This is a genomic window from Glaciecola nitratireducens FR1064 (genome assembly GCF_000226565.1).
Taxonomy (GTDB): domain Bacteria; phylum Pseudomonadota; class Gammaproteobacteria; order Enterobacterales; family Alteromonadaceae; genus Glaciecola; species Glaciecola nitratireducens.
On sequence record NC_016041.1, the window covers coordinates 1,151,634 to 1,169,285 of the forward strand.

General features: G+C 42.9%; 13 protein-coding genes. 12 read left to right on the plus strand and 1 reads right to left on the minus strand.

The window, feature by feature from the left end; translation table 11 throughout:
• Positions 1-106: 106 nt before the first annotated feature.
• Positions 107-1,999 carry a SurA N-terminal domain-containing protein gene (locus GNIT_RS05015; RefSeq protein ID WP_014108062.1) on the plus strand — a complete coding sequence of 631 codons (1,893 nt, stop codon included), beginning with the start codon at positions 107-109 and terminating at the stop codon, positions 1,997-1,999.
• A gap of 711 nt (positions 2,000-2,710) precedes the next feature.
• Here the strand turns inward: GNIT_RS05015 and rpsT are convergent.
• Positions 2,711-2,971 (minus strand): 30S ribosomal protein S20, encoded by a 261-nt coding sequence (gene rpsT / locus GNIT_RS05020; RefSeq protein WP_014108064.1) that lies wholly within the window; start codon positions 2,969-2,971, stop codon positions 2,711-2,713.
• A gap of 278 nt (positions 2,972-3,249) precedes the next feature.
• Between rpsT and murJ the strand changes: the two genes are divergently transcribed.
• From murJ to GNIT_RS05075, 11 genes are all read left to right on the plus strand, one after another.
• Positions 3,250-4,800: a murein biosynthesis integral membrane protein MurJ gene (gene murJ, locus GNIT_RS05025; RefSeq protein WP_014108065.1), complete on the plus strand. Its 1,551-nt coding sequence runs from the start codon at positions 3,250-3,252 to the stop codon at positions 4,798-4,800.
• Between the two features lie 129 nt (positions 4,801-4,929).
• Positions 4,930-5,886 carry a bifunctional riboflavin kinase/FAD synthetase gene (gene ribF, locus GNIT_RS05030; protein WP_014108066.1) on the plus strand — a complete coding sequence of 319 codons (957 nt, stop codon included), beginning with the start codon at positions 4,930-4,932 and terminating at the stop codon, positions 5,884-5,886.
• A gap of 66 nt (positions 5,887-5,952) precedes the next feature.
• Complete coding sequence (gene ileS / locus GNIT_RS05035) at positions 5,953-8,781, plus strand: isoleucine--tRNA ligase (RefSeq protein WP_014108067.1); 2,829 nt, start codon at positions 5,953-5,955, stop codon at positions 8,779-8,781.
• On the plus strand, positions 8,774-9,274 hold the full coding sequence (gene lspA, locus GNIT_RS05040; RefSeq protein WP_014108068.1) for a signal peptidase II: 501 nt from the start codon (positions 8,774-8,776) through the stop codon (positions 9,272-9,274). The genes ileS and lspA overlap by 8 nt, the downstream gene beginning before the upstream one ends.
• Positions 9,258-9,722 (plus strand): FKBP-type peptidyl-prolyl cis-trans isomerase, encoded by a 465-nt coding sequence (gene fkpB, locus GNIT_RS05045; RefSeq protein WP_014108069.1) that lies wholly within the window; start codon positions 9,258-9,260, stop codon positions 9,720-9,722. The genes lspA and fkpB overlap by 17 nt, the downstream gene beginning before the upstream one ends.
• Before the next feature lies 1 nt (position 9,723).
• Positions 9,724-10,665 (plus strand): 4-hydroxy-3-methylbut-2-enyl diphosphate reductase, encoded by a 942-nt coding sequence (gene ispH / locus GNIT_RS05050; RefSeq protein ID WP_014108070.1) that lies wholly within the window; start codon positions 9,724-9,726, stop codon positions 10,663-10,665.
• Positions 10,666-10,851: 186 nt separating this feature from the next.
• Entirely contained in the window at positions 10,852-11,502 is a 651-nt protein-coding gene (locus tag GNIT_RS05055) for a prepilin-type N-terminal cleavage/methylation domain-containing protein (protein WP_014108071.1), read from the plus strand.
• Positions 11,499-12,392: a PilW family protein gene (locus GNIT_RS05060; RefSeq protein ID WP_014108072.1), complete on the plus strand. Its 894-nt coding sequence runs from the start codon at positions 11,499-11,501 to the stop codon at positions 12,390-12,392. The genes GNIT_RS05055 and GNIT_RS05060 overlap by 4 nt, the downstream gene beginning before the upstream one ends.
• Positions 12,389-12,952, plus strand: a complete 564-nt coding sequence (locus GNIT_RS05065; RefSeq protein ID WP_014108073.1) for a pilus assembly PilX family protein — start codon at positions 12,389-12,391, stop codon at positions 12,950-12,952. Before GNIT_RS05060 ends, GNIT_RS05065 begins: the two co-directional genes overlap by 4 nt.
• 10 nt (positions 12,953-12,962) lie before the next feature.
• Complete coding sequence (locus tag GNIT_RS05070; RefSeq protein ID WP_014108074.1) at positions 12,963-17,063, plus strand: PilC/PilY family type IV pilus protein; 4,101 nt, start codon at positions 12,963-12,965, stop codon at positions 17,061-17,063.
• On the plus strand, positions 17,064-17,534 hold the full coding sequence (locus GNIT_RS05075; RefSeq protein WP_014108075.1) for a type IV pilin protein: 471 nt from the start codon (positions 17,064-17,066) through the stop codon (positions 17,532-17,534).
• The last annotated feature ends 118 nt before the right edge of the window (positions 17,535-17,652 follow it).

Sequence of the window (17,652 nt, forward strand, 5' to 3'; positions counted from 1 at the left end):
GCTGTATTCAACGGGTATAATACCCGGCCTAAAAAAACGAATTATGCGGCGCAACTATACTTTTAGTTGCAACATCAAAGTTAGTATTACAAGGTTGTTTTAACTCATGTTAGAAAGAATTAGAGAGGGCTCTCAAGGTCCTTTAGCCATGACTATTGTTGGCTTAATAATTATTAGTTTTGCGGTTACAGGTGTCGGGAGTTACTTAGGTTCTTCATCAACACAAGCTGCTGCGACGGTCAACGGCGAAGAAATTACGTTAACTGAAGTTGAAGCTGCATACCAAAACCAAAGAGCCAGAATGGAAGCGCAATTCGGTGAGTCGGTGGCGGCAGCATTTGCGAACGAAGCTTACTTAGAAACGTTCAGAGAGCAGGTGTTACAGCAATTGATTTCAGAGAAGCTAGTAGAGCAAGAAGCGAATGAAATTGGACTGCGAGTAAGTACTGAGCAAATAAAGCAGACTATTTTTGAAATAGATGCTTTTAAATTGGCCGGTCAATTTGACAATGATACCTTCAAAGCCGTTATTGCAAGACAAAATTTTACGCCTGCTAGTTTTAGAGATTATTTGCGTAAGCAAATGACCACAGAGCAGTTAAGTAATGTCATTAACGGCTCGAGTTTTAGCATAGATGATGAAGTTACCTCTGTATTGCGTCTACAAAATCAAACGAGAACAGCGAGAACGCTAGAAGTTAACGCTGATGATTTTACTTCTGATGTTTCAGTCTCAGATGACGAAGTGGCACAATACTACCAGTCTAATTTGAGCGACTTTGATACCCAAGAACAGGTAAAGTTGTCCTATGTTACCCTTTCTGTTTCTGATCTAATGGCCAACGAAGCTGTTACTGAAGAAGAGGCGAAAGCGTATTACAACGAGTATATTGCTGCTTATCAAACCACTGAAGAGCGTCGTATCTCACATATCCTTATTGAATTTGGGGAAGATGATTCAGCTTCAAAAGCGACTGCTGAAGAAGTTCTTAAGCTAGTAAAAGCTCCAGGCGCTGATTTTGCAAAAATTGCCTCTGAACGTTCTTCTGACACGATCAGTGCTGAAATTGGTGGTGACCTAGACTTTATCGTTAAGGGTGATTGGAGTGAGTCATTTGAAGATGCTGCATTCGCATTGAAGGCTGTTGGTGATACTTCTGATTTGGTGCAAACCGAATTTGGTTATCACATTATTAAGTTAACCGACCTTAAGCCATCAGTGACAACGCCTTTCGAAGAAGTAAAAGATGAGCTTACTCAAACCTTGCTTAAAGACAAAGCAATGGAGAGTTTCTTTGGTTTTCAAGAGCAAGTCGCTAGCGCTGCTTTTGAACAGCCAGATAGCTTAGAAAGAGTGTCAGAAATTACTAACAGACCAATTATCGATACTGCGTTTTTTGAAAAGACAAACTACCCTGCATCGGTTAATTATCCGCAGGTTGAAAATGTTGCGTTCAGCGCCGAGTTAATTGAAAACGGTTTGAACAGCGATGTTCTCCAGATATCAGATGAAAAAATAATGGTGGTTAGAGTCGCTGATCATAAACCTCAGAGAACGCTGGCGCTTGAGGAAGTAAAGGCCTCTATCGTTAATCAATTAACCGCAGAGAAAACACAGGAAGCTGCAGTTGCTTGGGCTGAAGGCTTGAAGTCTAAAATATTTGCAGGTGAGTCGATTGATGAAGCATTAACGGCTAAGTCGATAGAGTTTACACCGGTTGAGGGACTAGCTCGTTTTGGCGGTGCCTTACCAGTTGAAATGAGCAGTGCTATCTTCAAATTATCGCCTGTTGCACAGCAGAATGTATCAGTGGTTAAGCTCAGCTCGGGTAATGTTGGCTTAGTCATTTTAGATTCAGTGCAAGCTGCTTCAGAGGTGAACGCAGATGACCTACTCGCTGTGAAACAAGGATTGGCGAGCAACGAAAGCAGAACGTCTTATGAAAACTTTGTTGATGCGTTGAGAAGTGACGCGGATATCGAGATTATCAAAAGATAGTGTTACGCATAAACCTCTCATTGGCGCTCCGTTGAGAGGCGAGTGATTTAAACATAAAAAGACTATAAGCCTCCGAAAGTTAGCAATAACTTCCGGGGGCTTTTTTAATCTTTAGTGGCCCACTTTGGGATAGGTCCGAACCGTAATTCTTGAGTCGTTTTAAAGTAAAAACATGATGGCTGAAAAAGCCACCAGAATCGTTCCAGAAATGACGATAATATAAATAAAGCCTTGTTTGCCCTCAGACAATGAATAGCCACCAGAGCGCAAATAGGCCAGCCATAGTAGGCAAAGAACGATAGGGATTAGAAATAAAAACTTAAACAATCGGGTACTCCAGAGTTTTAATTTGTGCTTTTTAGGTTGCCGCTAATCGGTTTACGTTTTCTTACGTTTCCTGCCACAATACAGTAACACATGTTCTTAATATTTCTAGCGGCTAGCTAGCTCTATAGTCACACGGTTGCAAATTCTTTGGCACGCCGATTAACAATTCATATAACAAATACGTGATATCTTATGAAATAGTGCACACTTATCGTCAATCAATCTCGTGATATTTACGCCTTCCTTGTCGATGTAAAATATCTATTTAGGGTATTTTGTGCTTTATTGAGGACAAAAAAAAACGCCAAAGAGGCGTTTTTTATTTTCGTAGCATTTACTCAATAACGATAAGCATTGCTACAAATAGCGTTTAAGATAACTTCCTTAAAGCGCGTTAATTTGAGTGTTTAGACGGCTCTTATGACGAGCAGCTTTATTCTTATGAATAAGGCCCTTAGTTGCCATACGGTCTAAAACAGGAACAGCTGCTGTAAATGCTTCTTGGGCGGCTGCTTTATCACCAGCTTCGATAGCGGCGAGTACTTTCTTGATGCACGTACGTGTCATGGAGCGACGGCTTGCATTATGCTGGCGACGCTTCTCAGACTGGATAGCACGTTTCTTAGCAGACTTAATGTTAGCCAAGTGAAACTCCTAAGTAAATTCATGTCAAAATTGAGGGTGCGGATTATCCAGTTTTTAAAACACGCTGTCAATAAAATTGACGGTTAAAATCAAAAAATAACGCAAATAAGTGACTTCATTGCTTCCGTCGCGCATTTTACATTTAATTTTTGGTAAAAGCGTCGGTTATTTATTCAGGACGGAATGAGCTATTGCGAGTATTAGGGGATTAGTGCGATTATAAATAGGGTGAAATGGTTAGCTAAGAATAATAACGAATCAAAGGTGAAACTAAGTCGATGTTAAAATCAGGGATTGTCGTTAGCTCAATGACGTTAATATCGAGAGTGCTCGGACTGGTGCGAGACGTTGTTGTTGCTAATTTTATGGGGGCGGGTGCCGCGGCTGACGTATTTTTCTTCGCCAATAAAATTCCTAATTTTTTACGTCGATTGTTTGCAGAGGGGGCGTTTGCGCAAGCATTTGTGCCGGTTTTAACAGAAGTTAAGTCACATCAGAATGAAGCCGAATTAAAAGATTTCGTCGCAAAGGTGTCAGGTACGTTGGGAGCCATCGTTTTCGTCACGGCTATAGCTGGAGTTGTGTTATCACCAGTACTAGCCGCGTTATTCGGAGCCGGATGGTTTATTGACTATCTGAATGATAAACCAGACGGTGCCAACTTTGAACTGGCTTCTGCCATGCTCAAAATTACTTTTCCCTATATCTTCTTCATATCTCTCACGGGGTTTGCAGGAGCTGTTCTTAATACACTGAACAAGTTCGCTGTAGCAGCCTTTACTCCAGTATTACTCAATATCAGCATTATCGCCTGTGCTTGGTTATTAGCTGAACGGTTTGAACAACCAGCATTTGCCCTTGCATGGGGTGTTTTCATTGGTGGGCTAGTGCAACTTTTGTTTCAACTGCCATTCTTATTTAGAGCGGGTTTGTTGGTAAAGCCCAAGTGGGGCTGGCGTGATCCTAACGTAACAAAAGTGCGAACGCTGATGATCCCAGCGCTGTTTGGTGTATCTGTTAGCCAAATCAATTTGTTGCTCGATACCTTCATTGCTAGTTTTTTGATGACTGGCTCAATTAGCTGGTTGTATTACAGTGACCGTTTGCTGGAGTTCCCACTTGGCTTGTTTGGCATTGCGATCGCCACAGTTATATTACCGGCTCTGTCTAGAAATCATGTTGGTAAGGACGATCAAGGTTTTAAAAGTAATTTGGATTGGGCGTTTAAGATTATTTGCTTGTTAGGCATACCAGCAGCAACCGCGCTTGTTTTACTGGCTTATCCGCTCTTAATGGTCATATTTCAACGAGGTGAATTCAGCGTTGATGATGCTCAAATGGCATCCTATAGCCTGATTGCATACGGTAGTGGTTTGTTGAGCTTTATGTTAGTTAAAATTCTAGCTCCTGCTTTCTATTCCCGGCAGGACACGAAAACGCCAGTAAAATACGGTATCATTACGATGGCGACCAACATGTTATTTAATCTGATTTTTGCTGTCCCCTTTGGCTATGTTGGTTTAGCGATCGCCACTGCAATGTCAGGCACTTTGAATGCCGTGCTTCTTTATCAACGTTTACATCGTCAAGGCGTCTACAAAATAAGCGGTGAAACCCTTAGCTTTATTCTCAAAGTTGTATTGGCATCAATTGCCATGGGCGCTTCAATCTACATGTTTAACGTAAGTTTTGTTTGGGAATCAGCCGATTTAATGGCGCGTATATACATGCTAACGGCACTCGTTGGTTTAGGTCTTAGTGTCTTTGCTGTTAGTCTAATCGTTGTTGGAATTCGACCTAGGCATCTGAAGATCCAGAAAGCTGCTTAAAAAATAGCGCTCGTCGCCTTATAATCATTGGTATTCACTCTGGGGTCGTTTATAATCTTTTGGCTTTAAAACGATCAATCAATTTAATTTTTGTGTATTGTTCTCGGTTCTTGTTAAGAACCGCGAAGAATGCATCATTCAAACATCAAAAGGCAAGGTGGTTTGCAGTTAATTCGAGGCCTACACAATCTACGACAACAGCATCAAAAGTGTGTATTAACTATTGGTAAGTTTGATGGTGTCCATTTAGGTCATCAGGCTGTCATTGTTAATTTGGTAGAGAAAGCAAAAGCGCTCGGTTTGGCGTCAACCGTAATGATTTTCGAGCCGCAACCTGAAGAAGTTTTTGCTCCGGACCACGCTCCTGCTAGGTTGTCTCGATTTCGTGACAAGTATGAGCAATTCAAAGCTCTCGGTATTGATCGTCTTGTTTGCGTCAGGTTTAACCCTGCCTTTGCCGGAATGAGCCCTGAAAGTTTTATTCAAGATTTGTTGGTTGAGAAGCTAGGCGTTAAATTTTTAGTGGTAGGTGACGACTTTAGATTTGGTTTTCAGCGCCGAGGAAATTTTGAAATGCTGCAAGAGGCTGGTTTACATTTAGGCTTTAACGTTGTCAGCACTCAGAGTTTTAAATTAGCGAACTGCAGAATTAGTTCGACAGAAATTCGTGAAGCACTGGCTAATAGCGATTTTGAATTAGCAAAAGAAATGCTCGGACGTGACTTCACTATTGCTGGGCGAGTGAATCACGGAGATAAAAAAGGCCGAACCATCGGTTTTCCAACCGCAAATGTCTTGCTAAAGCGATGCAAATCTCCTGTTAGTGGTGTTTTTGCCGTTGAGGTAATTATTAGAAAGCAGCGCTATAAAGGGGTTGCAAACATAGGCAATAGGCCTACGGTTAGTGGAACGAGATCACAGCTGGAAGTGCATTTATTCGATTTTAAGCAAGATCTTTACGGAACCTTTATAGAAGTCGCTATTAAACAAAAGCTCAGAGATGAGAAAAAGTTCGACAATTTTGAAGAGCTGCACCAACAAATAAAACGTGACGCACAAGCGGCACGAGACATATTCAATATTTAAGGGCTTGAAATAACGAAGCCAGTATTAAATTTATAAAAACATACTTATAGAAGTGGAAAACCAGATATGACTGATTATAAACCGACGCTAAACTTGCCTGAGACGGCGTTTCCAATGCGTGGTAATTTGGCTAATCGCGAGCCGCAAATGCTGAAACAGTGGACAGAGAAAAAACTGTACGAGCAGATCAGAAGCGCAAAAGCTGGTAAAAAACCTTTTATTTTGCACGATGGCCCTCCTTATGCAAATGGCGATATTCACATTGGTCATGCGGTTAATAAGATTCTAAAAGACATTATCGTTAAATCAAAAACCTTGTCTGACTTTGATTCCCCTTACGTTCCAGGCTGGGATTGCCATGGTCTACCGATCGAACTTATGGTAGAGAAGAAAGTAGGTAAGCCTGGTAAAAAAGTCACGGTCGCAGAGTTTCGCGAAAAGTGCAGAGCTTATGCTGAGCGTCAGATTGACGGGCAACGCACTGACTTCATTCGTTTGGGCGTGCTGGGTGATTGGCAGAACCCATATAAAACGATGGACTTCAGTTCAGAAGCCAACATCATCAGGGCATTTGGTAAAATTGCTGAGTCAGGCCATTTAGAGAAAGGCTTCAAGCCGGTTCATTGGTGCACTGACTGCGGTTCAGCATTGGCCGAAGCGGAAGTTGAATACCAAGACAAAGTTTCTCCAGCCATTGACGTAAAGTTTGAAATTAAAGACCACGCCGCCTTTGCTGATGCGTTTGGTGTTAACCCTGAGCGTTTGCAGCAAGTAAAATCCTCGGTCGTCATTTGGACAACAACACCTTGGACTATTCCTGCTAACCGTGCAATTAGCTTACATCCAGAGCTAAGTTATGAATTAGTTGAAGTTACGCTTGAAACAGGTAAAGAAAATTACGTTATTGCAGCTGATTTAGTGGAAAGCTGCATGAGCCGTTACGGGATCACAGATTTCAACGTTGTGGGTGCGTGCGCCGGAGCTGCCCTTGAAAACTTGAAGGTAAATCACCCTCTGAACCCTATTCAAGTGCCATTGATATTAGGTGAGCATGTTACTACCGAATCTGGTACTGGCTGCGTTCATACTGCACCTGCACATGGCGTAGACGATTTTAATGTAGGTAAGCAATACGATATTGAAGTCTATAACCCCGTTGGCGGCAATGGCGTTTTTCTTGAGAACACACCTTTGTTTGCTGGGTTGCATGTATTCAAGGCTAATCAGCCCATTGCTGATGCACTAGCCGAAAAAGGTGCTCTAGCGCTGCAGATTAAATATGAGCATAGCTACCCGCATTGCTGGCGCCATAAATCGCCGATTATTTTCCGTGCTACTCCGCAGTGGTTCATTAGCATGGACAAAAATGGCTTACGCAAGCAATCGATCGAACAAATTGCGCAAACCAAATGGATCCCAGGTTGGGGTGAAGAGCGCATTAAAAGCATGGTGGAAGGTCGCCCAGACTGGTGTATTTCACGTCAGCGTACGTGGGGCGTGCCAATTACTTTGTTCGTCCACGAAGAAACCGGTGAGTTGCACCCGCAAACAGCACAAATTATTGAAAAAGTGGCGTTGGAAGTTGAGCAAAAGGGCATTCAAGCTTGGTGGGACATGGAAGCAGAGAGCCTAATTGGCACTGACGCTCAAAAATATCAAAAAGTCACAGACACACTGGATGTTTGGTTCGATTCTGGCGTAACGCATTATTTTGTCGTCGATAAGCGCGATGATATTCCGGCTGGTGCTGATTTGTACTTAGAAGGTTCTGATCAGCATCGCGGCTGGTTTATGTCTTCATTGATGACATCGACAGCGATGCATGGTCACGCGCCATACAAAGAAGTACTAACACATGGTTTTACTGTTGATGCCAATGGTAAAAAAATGTCGAAGTCTTTAGGTAATGTGATCGCCCCACAAGAGGTGACCAATAAACTGGGTGCAGACATTCTACGTTTGTGGGCTGGCTCAACTGATTATCGCGGTGAAATGACGGTTTCAGACGAAATTTTGAAGCGTTCCGCTGATGCTTATCGCCGTATCCGTAACACCTGTCGATTCCTACTCGCCAACTTAAATGGCTTTGAGCCGAGTCGCGACATCGTGCCGTTTGAAGAAATGGTGGCATTGGATCAGTGGGCAGTAACACGTGCATCGGCAGTACAAAAGCAGATATTGGAAAGCTACGAGCAGTACGATACCTTAGTCGTGTGCCAAACATTGATGCAGTTTTGTTCCATTGAAATGGGTAGTTTTTATCTCGATATCATCAAGGACAGACAGTACACGGCTAAAACGGATGGTTTAGCCAGACGTTCATGCCAGACGGCCTTGTATCATATTGCTGAAGCTTTAGTGCGCTGGATGGCACCTGTGATGAGTTTTACCGCACAAGAAGTGTGGGAAGCAATGCCGGGCGAGCGAGATGAATTTGTGTTTACAGGTACTTGGTATGCGGGTTTACCGGCGGCTGATACCACGAGTTCTCTCGATAACGATTTCTGGCAAACAACGATGAAAATTAAAACCGAGGTAAACAGTGCGCTTGAGAAAGCGCGTAATGAAAAAACCATCGGTGGTTCACTTGAAGCGAAAGTCATCGTTTACGTGAATGAGGAAAAGGCAAGTGTGCTAGCGAAGTTAAAAGACGAGCTTCGTTTTGTTCTTATTACTTCTGAAGCTGAAGTGAAAAGCTTGAGTGAGAAGACAGAGACCGCTATTGCGTTGAATGACTCCAATGTATTTGTCGATGTGCTGGTAGCGGATGGTGAGAAATGTGCTCGCTGTTGGCACCATAAACCGGAAGTCGGCAGCGATCCTAAACATCCTGAACTGTGTAATAGATGTATCGACAATGTTGATGGTGATGGAGAAGTTCGCCACTATGCTTAATGTCTTTAAAAATACGGGATTGCGATTTACTTGGATCTCCATTATTGCGGTGGTCTTAGACCAGTGGAGCAAGCAAGCGGTTGTTCAATCTATGGCGCTTTACGAGTCAATTGAAATTGTACCGTTTTTTAATTTTACCTACGTACATAATTACGGTGCTGCGTTTAGCATTCTTTATGATGCTGGCGGCTGGCAGCGTTATTTTCTCAGTGCAATTGCACTAGGTGTTAGTGGCTTGATAGTGTGGTGGTTGAAAAGTACAACTCGCGATCAAATTTTGCTTCCTGTCGCTTTTTCATTCATTTTAGGTGGCGCATTGGGCAATGTCTATGATCGTGTTATGCATGGTTATGTGATTGATTTTCTTGATTTTTACTATGGTACTTCACATTGGCCAGCGTTTAACATTGCAGATTCTGCAATATTTTTAGGCGCTGTCTTACTTATCATCGATATGTTTATTAACAAAGAGGCAAATGACGTTGACAAATAATACCTTAGTCATTGGAGATAACTCCGAAGTTATCTTGCATTTCGACTTAAAACTCTCTGATGGATCAGCCGCTGACAGTACAAGAGTGAATAACAAACCTGCGAAAATGGTTATGGGGGACGGCAGTTTAACCAAAAACTTTGAAGACTGTTTACGTGGCCTCGCGGCGGGCGATAAAAAATCGTTTTTGCTGGAGGCAGTTGATGCGTTTGGTATGCCAAACCCTGACAACATCTACTATGTCGATCGCACAAAATTCAGTACCGATACCCCTATACAAGAGGGCATGATTATGGGGTTCTCTCAACCCGATGGTTCTGAGCTTCCTGGTGTTATTCGAAGCATTGCGGGCCATTCTGTCACTGTCGATTTTAATCATCCCTTAGCAGGCCAAAACGTAACATTTGACGTTGAAATTATTGAAGTTAGAACTGCGAGCGCAAAGTAAGATGGAAATACATTTAGCTAACCCCAGAGGGTTTTGCGCCGGAGTTGATCGCGCAATCACTATCGTTGAACGTGCTCTAGAAATGTTCGGACCGCCTATTTATGTGCGTCATGAAGTGGTGCATAACAAATTCGTTGTAGATGGTTTGAAAGAGCGTGGAGCAGTGTTTGTCGATGAACTAACAGAAGTACCTGATGACACAATTGTGATTTTTTCTGCACATGGTGTATCGCAAGCGGTGCGCACAGAGGCTGATGAACGCGGACTGAAAGTGTTTGACGCAACCTGCCCATTGGTGACAAAAGTTCATATGGAAGTAATGCGAGCCAGTAAGAAAGGCACAGAGTGCATTCTGATAGGCCATCAAGGGCATCCAGAAGTTGAAGGAACAATGGGCCAATATGATAACCCTAATGGCGGCATCTATCTGGTTGAATCGATTGCTGACGTAGAAACCTTATCTGTGAATAACCCTGACGCTCTTTACTACTGCAGCCAAACAACGCTTTCCGTCGATGATACAGCGGATGTAATAGATGCATTGCGTCAAAAATTTCCAAATATTGACGGCCCACGCAAAGACGATATTTGTTATGCAACGCAAAATAGACAAGATGCCGTGAGGGAGTTAGCAGGCGACTGCGACATTCTATTCGTGGTCGGCGCACAAAACAGTTCTAATTCGAATAGATTACGAGAATTAGCAGAAAAAATTGGTGCTGAAGCGTATTTGATTGCCGATGCAAACTGTATTCAAAAAGAGTGGTTAGCGAATGCACATCACATTGGTGTAACAGCGGGCGCTTCAGCACCAGAGATTCTGGTCAAAGGAGTGGTGGATAAGCTGCTTAGCTGGGGAGCCGTTAATTCATCTGAGCGCCCTGGAAGAGAGGAGAATATCGAGTTTGCAGTGCCAAAAGAGCTCCGCATCAAGCAAATTTAGACACACTTTAAACTAATACACCGACGCAGAGCACAGTTAATACGTGCTTTGCGGCGGCATCTTCGCTCCAAACCTACTTTAGTTCAGTTTCGATACGTTTTTAATACGTTAGACTTATCCAAGATAACCAACTACCCGTGCATCTCATGTAGGCTGATGACATGGAAAAATTGTTTTTGAATAACTATGAAGCTGAATAAACTGACTCATCAATTGGCAAGAAAATCAAAGCGCTCGCAAAGAGGGCTGGGCATGATTGAAGTATTAGTCACTCTTTTTATCTTATCAATTGGATTGCTGGGCGTTGCATCACTGCAATTTGTTGGTTCTTTTTCTAACGCTGACGCCTTGAATCGTACTCAGGCCGTTTTTGTAGCGCAGCAGTTTAGTGAGCGTTTGAATGCAAACGCCATGTCATCTGATGTAGCCGATGGTTTTGTTGTCGACAATGCATACTTTGACGAGGACATCTATAACTTCGCCAACTTAACTTGTTCAACAGCGGGTGCAAGTGCTTATGACTGTCATTGCAAGGCTCATCCTTCCGCTGTTGCTAATTGTCAAACTGGAGATTGTAACTCAGCAGAATTAGCTGAGTTCGATGCGTATCAAATGTCTTGTGCCGCCGTGCGCAATAATCCAAACGCTAAAATAAGCCTTAGCTGCACAGATAAAGACTTGGGTGACACCGATTTATGTACTGCAGGTTCTATTCACGAGGTGATAGTTAGCTGGCCTGTGCGCAACTGGCAGGGCAATGAAAGAGTGCTGAATAGTGCCTGCAACAAGACTACTGGTGATTCTAATGATTGTGTTGTTATTGAGGTTGCCTTATGAGCTTGTTTATCAATAAACGCAGCAGTGTAGGCGTCAATAATAGACATCAAAAAGGTTTTACGCTAGTAGAAATAATGATATCGATGGCTTTAGGGCTTGTCATAGCAGGTGCTGTAATTCAAATTATGGTCAGCAATTCAGTTACTGAAAAATTAAATAGAGCAATGGCGTCCACGCAAGAAAGTGGGCGTTTTATTATTAACCGTTTGCGCGCAGAGATGCTGATGGTTGGGCTATATGACCAAATGAATCCGAAGCTTAATCTTAATGTCGATATCGTTAACGAAAATAACTTTGTGCGTAATCATCCAGTTATATTACCAAATGAATTTGCAGTGAGAACGACGTTGGGTGCCATTCAAGGAAGTAACGGCGGCAATGACACCTTAGTTGTTAGTCTGCAGAGTAATATGGATTGTAGAGGTTATGTCCTCGGCTATGCAAACGATGAAGAGTTTTATGTGGTTAACGAATATTTTGTTGATGATAATAAATTAAAGTGCAGAGGTTTTGATGGTCGTTATTTGCGCGGACAGAAGGCAGCTGAAGGTCATAATAGTCATAAATCAATGACTATTTTAGACGACGTGGTCAACTTTCAAGTGACCTATGGCGTCACTGACTTGGCATCAACCTCAGGATCAGCAATCCCGACCCGTTTTGTAACCGCTGACGATATTCAGAACGCAATAAACGATGGAAAAACAATTGTCGCTCTGCGCATTGCGCTAGTTGTGCGCGCTGACAGCGATATCACGGTAGAAACTAAGCCGTCGTTTAGGCTGCTAAATGAAGCAAACTATACCCCCAGCGACAACGGCCTGTATAAATCATTCGAAACAACAATAACACTGAGAAATATGAAAAATTTCGTAAGGAGTAAGGCATGAAGAATCAGCAAGGTGTCGTTATGGTGTTCGCACTGTTGGTGTTGATGTCATTAACTATTTTAGGCGTTGCCTCGGTTTCTAGCGGTATGCTGCAAACTAAAATGGCGGCGTCATTAGAGCGAAAATCATTTGCTTTTGATGCTGCTGAAGCGGCGTTAGCTGGGGTGGTTTACGAGTCAGAAGATGAGTCTTTACTAGCAAACCCTTTGAAAACAGATCCTTTGTCTGAAGCAAGGCAATTGGATGCACTAGATTTAGCCAACGATGAATTAAGTTGTTTTGACAATGATCGTGCTGACCGTTTTATCACCAACGACGGTTTAACGAGAGGAAAGATGCACACAACGACGGGAAATTTTAGAACAAATCCTGCAACAACAAGCTGGTCTAAAAGCGTTTTCGTGAGAGAAGAAGCATGTAGAGGTTCAAGTAACGTTATTGGTGGCAGCAATATAAGCTGTCACGTGTTTATGGTTAGAGGTTGTGGAAAAACTGCGGGCAGCAATTATGCCGTCGCAAATACAATGAGTGCAGCAGTTTTTGCACCATCATCGAAGTGAGGTATTAGGTATGTCAATCAAGAGAGTTACAAGTTCGGTTAGTGCATTCCTGTTAACTATTCTTATCAGTATGAGTGCATTAGGCGACGACTTAGAAATCTACTTAGGTACTGGGGGTAACGCAAGCACATATAATCCTAATGTCCTATTTATCATGGATAGTTCAGGTTCGATGGGATCTAGGGATGACACTGACGAAACTAGAATGTTACGTGTGCAAAACGCCTTGAAGACAGCTTTAGGTTCGGCAACCAATATTAATGCAGGTTTGATGCGGTTCTCTGACTTTGGTGGTCCTGTTTTATTCCCCGTGCGAGGAATTGACTCGCCCGTATCACCTGAAATTATTGTTCCAATTACCTCTGGTTCAGACGACGCAAACGAAATTAACGAGAATGTTGCGCTTACTTCTAATGAACTCAATCTTACCGTAGGCACAGAAACTGTTTACACAGGTTTGCGTTATCAAGATTTGCGTATTCCCCGAGGTGCAGTGATTACAAGCGCTCGCGTGCGCTTTACGTCAAGAGCATTAAATACCTCAGATGCGACTTTGACTTTTAGAGCTGAGTCGGTGGGTAACTCAACAACTTTCACTAGCGAGGACAGGAATATATCTAGTCGTTCGACTACCGGCTCTGAGGTGGTTTGGAACACAGATAATAATTTTCCTCTATCGGATGAAAGTATCCTTTCTCCTGACATTAGTGCTGTTATCCAAGAAGTTGTTAATCGTGGCGATTGGTGTGGCGGCAATAGTCTCAATTTGCTTATCGAGGGCACTAGCGCAGTATCATCGAGCGCTCGCAAAACTTCTTCACTTGAAGTTGGAAATGGCAGAACGCCACAGTTAATGCTTACTTATGACGAAAGCACTGCAACAGGTTGCATGCGAGAGCGTCTTATTTATCAGGTAACGTCGCAACGCGAAAATGCAGAAGAACAGTCCAACGGTTATCAAAGCACCGGAACAGAGTTGACGTTTTATCGAGACTCTAACAGCTATATTGGATTGCGCTTCACTGATATCAATGTACCTAAAAATGCCAATATTTCGAACGCGTATTTAGAGTTTACCGCAAATAGAAATAGCGCTAGTAGTAATGGTTCAATGGTTATTCGTGCAGTACAAGAAGATGACCCTGGTAGAATGTTTTCCGGTAGACGGAATAACTATACTCGATACTTGCTGCGAGATAAACCAAAAAGCGCAGGCGTAAATTGGGCTAATATTGGGCAGTGGCTAACGGATCGAGATTACAAATCCCCATCGCTTACTAGCATGGTACAAGCAACGGTTAATCGTACTGGTTGGAATAATGGTAACAGTATGATGTTTGTGATGTCCGATTTCGATTGGTCATATCGTGGTGCATACACGGCGAGTGGCAAACCTTCTGGTGCCGCAAGGTTGGTTATTGAATTTGAAGGTAATGCAACCCCAGGTTCATCGGCAACTGTACGTCAACACATTATGAGTAAAGTCGATGAATTAACGGCAAACGGATTAACGCCGATTGTGGATACTTTGTATGAGGCCGCAATGTATTTTGGAGGCCGAGAAGTTTATTATGGTCGTAAACGTGGTGAAGATTCGGTTAGCAGTAGCGTTCGCAGAAGCACCCGAGTAAGTCATAGAGCATCATATACTGGTAGCGATGCAGTGCGTCCAGCTGGTTGTACTGAAGATGATTTGAGCAGCTCTAACTGTATTCAAGAATATATTCCTGTTGGTGCGCAATACATTTCTCCTGTAGTTGATCTGCAATGCCAAGTAAATAATCACATCGTTTTATTGTCTGATGGTGAAGCTAATAACAACCATAGTGTTGGCGAAATTCAAACTTTACTGGGCACAAGTTGTGCTGGTAGCGGTGGAGAAAAGTGCGGTATCGATCTGGTTAAAAATATAAGTGATGCGGGAGACTCAGCCATTGGTGCGCGTGTAGTAACCCATACTATTGGTTTTGCTGCAAACTCCACGGCAAATAACTTTTTGAATCAGCTTGCATTGCAAGGTGGTGGCGGTTTCTATCAAGCTGATAACAGTGAAGATTTAGTGCAGGCGTTCCAAGCTATATTGCGCAACGTTAAAGATGTTAATGCGACCTTCGTTTCGCCGGGTGTCGCTGTAAACCAGTTAAACCGACTCACCCATAGAGATGAGTTGTATTTTGCCTTGTTTAAGCCGTCTGAGGGCACACTTTGGCCAGGTAACTTGAAAAAGTATCGAATCAGTGGCGATAAAGTGCTTGATAAAAATGGCGTAAATGCGGTGGATAGTGGATCAGGTTTCTTCTCTGAAAACTCTCATTCATATTGGTCTACAACGCAAGATGGCAATGATGTGCGTCAAGGTGGTGCAGCAAGCAGATTAGATCTAGTAAGAAAAGTGTATTTCTTTAATGGTACTGGGTCAGTGATGATACCGGAAAATCAAGTATCAGAAAGTAATACAGATATTACTGATGCAGACCTAGCTCTTGATCCCGACATAGACCCTGTAGGTACTAGGGAAGTGGTATTGAAATGGGCTAGAGGCGTCGATGTTAGAGATGACGACGGTGACGGCTCAACAACAGATGTTCGTTTGCAAATAGGCGACCCAATACATTCACAGCCGGTCATTGTTAACTATAGTGCCACTGATAGCGCAGTGTTTGTAGCAACTAACCATGGTTTCTTGCATTCAATCGACGCCGAAACAGGCGAAGAAAACTTTGCAATCATGCCCAAGGAGTTGATGACAAATCTCAATGAATTTTATCGAAACAGTAGTTCGTTTAACCATATATATGGGCTAGATGGCGATATGGTATATCGTGAATATGGCGATAAAAAATATATCTACATTGGCATGCGTCGTGGCGGCAACAACTATTATGCTGTTGATGTCACAGATAAGTTAGATCCAAAAATAGTCTTCACGATTAATGGCGGCGAAGGCGACTATCTAAAAATGGGTCAATCGTGGTCAAGACCAACAATTACCAAGGTTAAGATTGGTAGCACCGTCAAAGATGTGATGATTATTGGTGGTGGCTACGATGAAGGCCAAGATGCCAAAGTAAATCGTAGTGAAGATACTGTTGGTAATGCGCTTTACATTATTGATGCAAACACAGGTGATTTATTGTGGTCAGCTAGCAACGCCGATGCCGACTTGACGGTAACGGAAATGAACTACAGTATACCTGCACGGATCTCGGTGATTGACCGTGATAACGATGGCTTAGCCGATCATATGTACGTTGCTGATATGGGGGGGCAAATATTCCGTTTCGATATTTATAATGGCAAAAGCACGAGTAATTTAGTTAAAGGTGGATTGTTGGCGCAGTTCGGCGGTGACCTACCTGAAAACAATCGTCGTTTTTATTACGCTCCTGATATCGCAGAAGTTTCTACGGCAGATGACCACTACTTTGCAGTGGCTATTGGTTCTGGTTTAAGAGCTGGTCCTTTAAATACAACCATCGAAGATAGTTTCTTCATGGTAAAAGACAAAGGTGTGTTTGAGCGCGATGAGTTTAATAATTACGTCTTGCCATCAACACCATTCTCTATAAGCAACCTGTATGACGCTACGGAACATCTACTTACCAGCAGTAACGATGATGAAAAAGAATTGCAGCGCAGTTTATTTGCATCTAAAGACGGTTGGATGATTAGATTGACTCAGAACGGTGAAAAAGTATTAGCGTCGCCGCTAATACTAGATTACCAAGTTTTCTTTACAACGTACTTGCCTGCTAGCTCTAGTGAAAGCGCCTGCGCCCCACCAACAGGTAACAGTAGGGCTTATCTGGTCAATTTGCTTGACGGAAATGCCGTTGAGGACTTGAACAGAAATAATGAGACCGATTCAACAGACAGGTACGCATTACTCAAGCAAACAGGTATTGCACCCGATACAAAAATACTGATAGAGAACATCGTTAAGCCTGTTGTTTGTTTAGGTGCTGAGTGTGTGTCGGCTGTTATAGAAACTGACGAGAATGGCGCAGTTGTTGCCTGTGGTTCTGACTTTGAATGTTTGGCCAGAAACATATATGGCAAGTTTGAGCGAGTCCAAAAAAATACCTGGAAAACTGAAGTGGAGCGTGAATAGATGAAGTTTCGAAAAACGCATCAAGGGTTTACCTTGATTGAATTGATGATTGTAGTTGCCATTATTGGAATAATATCTGCAATCGCATTTCCTAGTTATCAAAATATGATAAACGGCGCAGCAAGGAGCACAGCGCAAGCTGATCTTATGTCTTTCGCCGCTGCAATGGAAAGACACAATGCGTCGAGTTTTTCGTATAAAGGGGCAGGTGAGAGCGGCGCGAATACGGGGAAACCACAGATATTCGCATCGCATTCACCTAGCTCTGAACCCGCTACAAACAAGAGATATGATCTGACGATCGATGACGTTTCATCGAACGGCATAACATTTCGTTTGAAGGCAACACCCATTTCTGGCGGTTCAATGGCTGATGACGGTGCGCTTTTCATTTACAGCGATGGACGTAAGGCATGGGATCAAGACAACAATGGCACTATTGCCACAAGTGAGTTTTGCTGGACCTGCTAGTTCACTGATAATAGCTTTATCACACTCACTTCAATTTGGAGGTGAGTGTGAACCTTCATCCTATTCCCTCTTGCGTTTTGCCGACTGTTAAACTTCCTCCGCGATGTTACCGTTACTT

Coding starts and splice junctions, on each gene's coding strand:
- GNIT_RS05070 (WP_014108074.1), top strand. CDS start 12,963: ATGTCAATCAAGAGAGTTACAAGTTCGGTTAGTGCATTCCTGTTAACT.
- ileS (WP_014108067.1), top strand. CDS start 5,953: ATGACTGATTATAAACCGACGCTAAACTTGCCTGAGACGGCGTTTCCA.
- GNIT_RS05015 (WP_014108062.1), top strand. CDS start 107: ATGTTAGAAAGAATTAGAGAGGGCTCTCAAGGTCCTTTAGCCATGACT.
- ribF (WP_014108066.1), top strand. CDS start 4,930: ATGCATCATTCAAACATCAAAAGGCAAGGTGGTTTGCAGTTAATTCGA.
- murJ (WP_014108065.1), top strand. CDS start 3,250: ATGTTAAAATCAGGGATTGTCGTTAGCTCAATGACGTTAATATCGAGA.
- GNIT_RS05055 (WP_014108071.1), top strand. CDS start 10,852: ATGAAGCTGAATAAACTGACTCATCAATTGGCAAGAAAATCAAAGCGC.
- GNIT_RS05060 (WP_014108072.1), top strand. CDS start 11,499: ATGAGCTTGTTTATCAATAAACGCAGCAGTGTAGGCGTCAATAATAGA.
- GNIT_RS05075 (WP_014108075.1), top strand. CDS start 17,064: ATGAAGTTTCGAAAAACGCATCAAGGGTTTACCTTGATTGAATTGATG.
- GNIT_RS05065 (WP_014108073.1), top strand. CDS start 12,389: ATGAAGAATCAGCAAGGTGTCGTTATGGTGTTCGCACTGTTGGTGTTG.
- fkpB (WP_014108069.1), top strand. CDS start 9,258: ATGACGTTGACAAATAATACCTTAGTCATTGGAGATAACTCCGAAGTT.
- ispH (WP_014108070.1), top strand. CDS start 9,724: ATGGAAATACATTTAGCTAACCCCAGAGGGTTTTGCGCCGGAGTTGAT.
- lspA (WP_014108068.1), top strand. CDS start 8,774: ATGCTTAATGTCTTTAAAAATACGGGATTGCGATTTACTTGGATCTCC.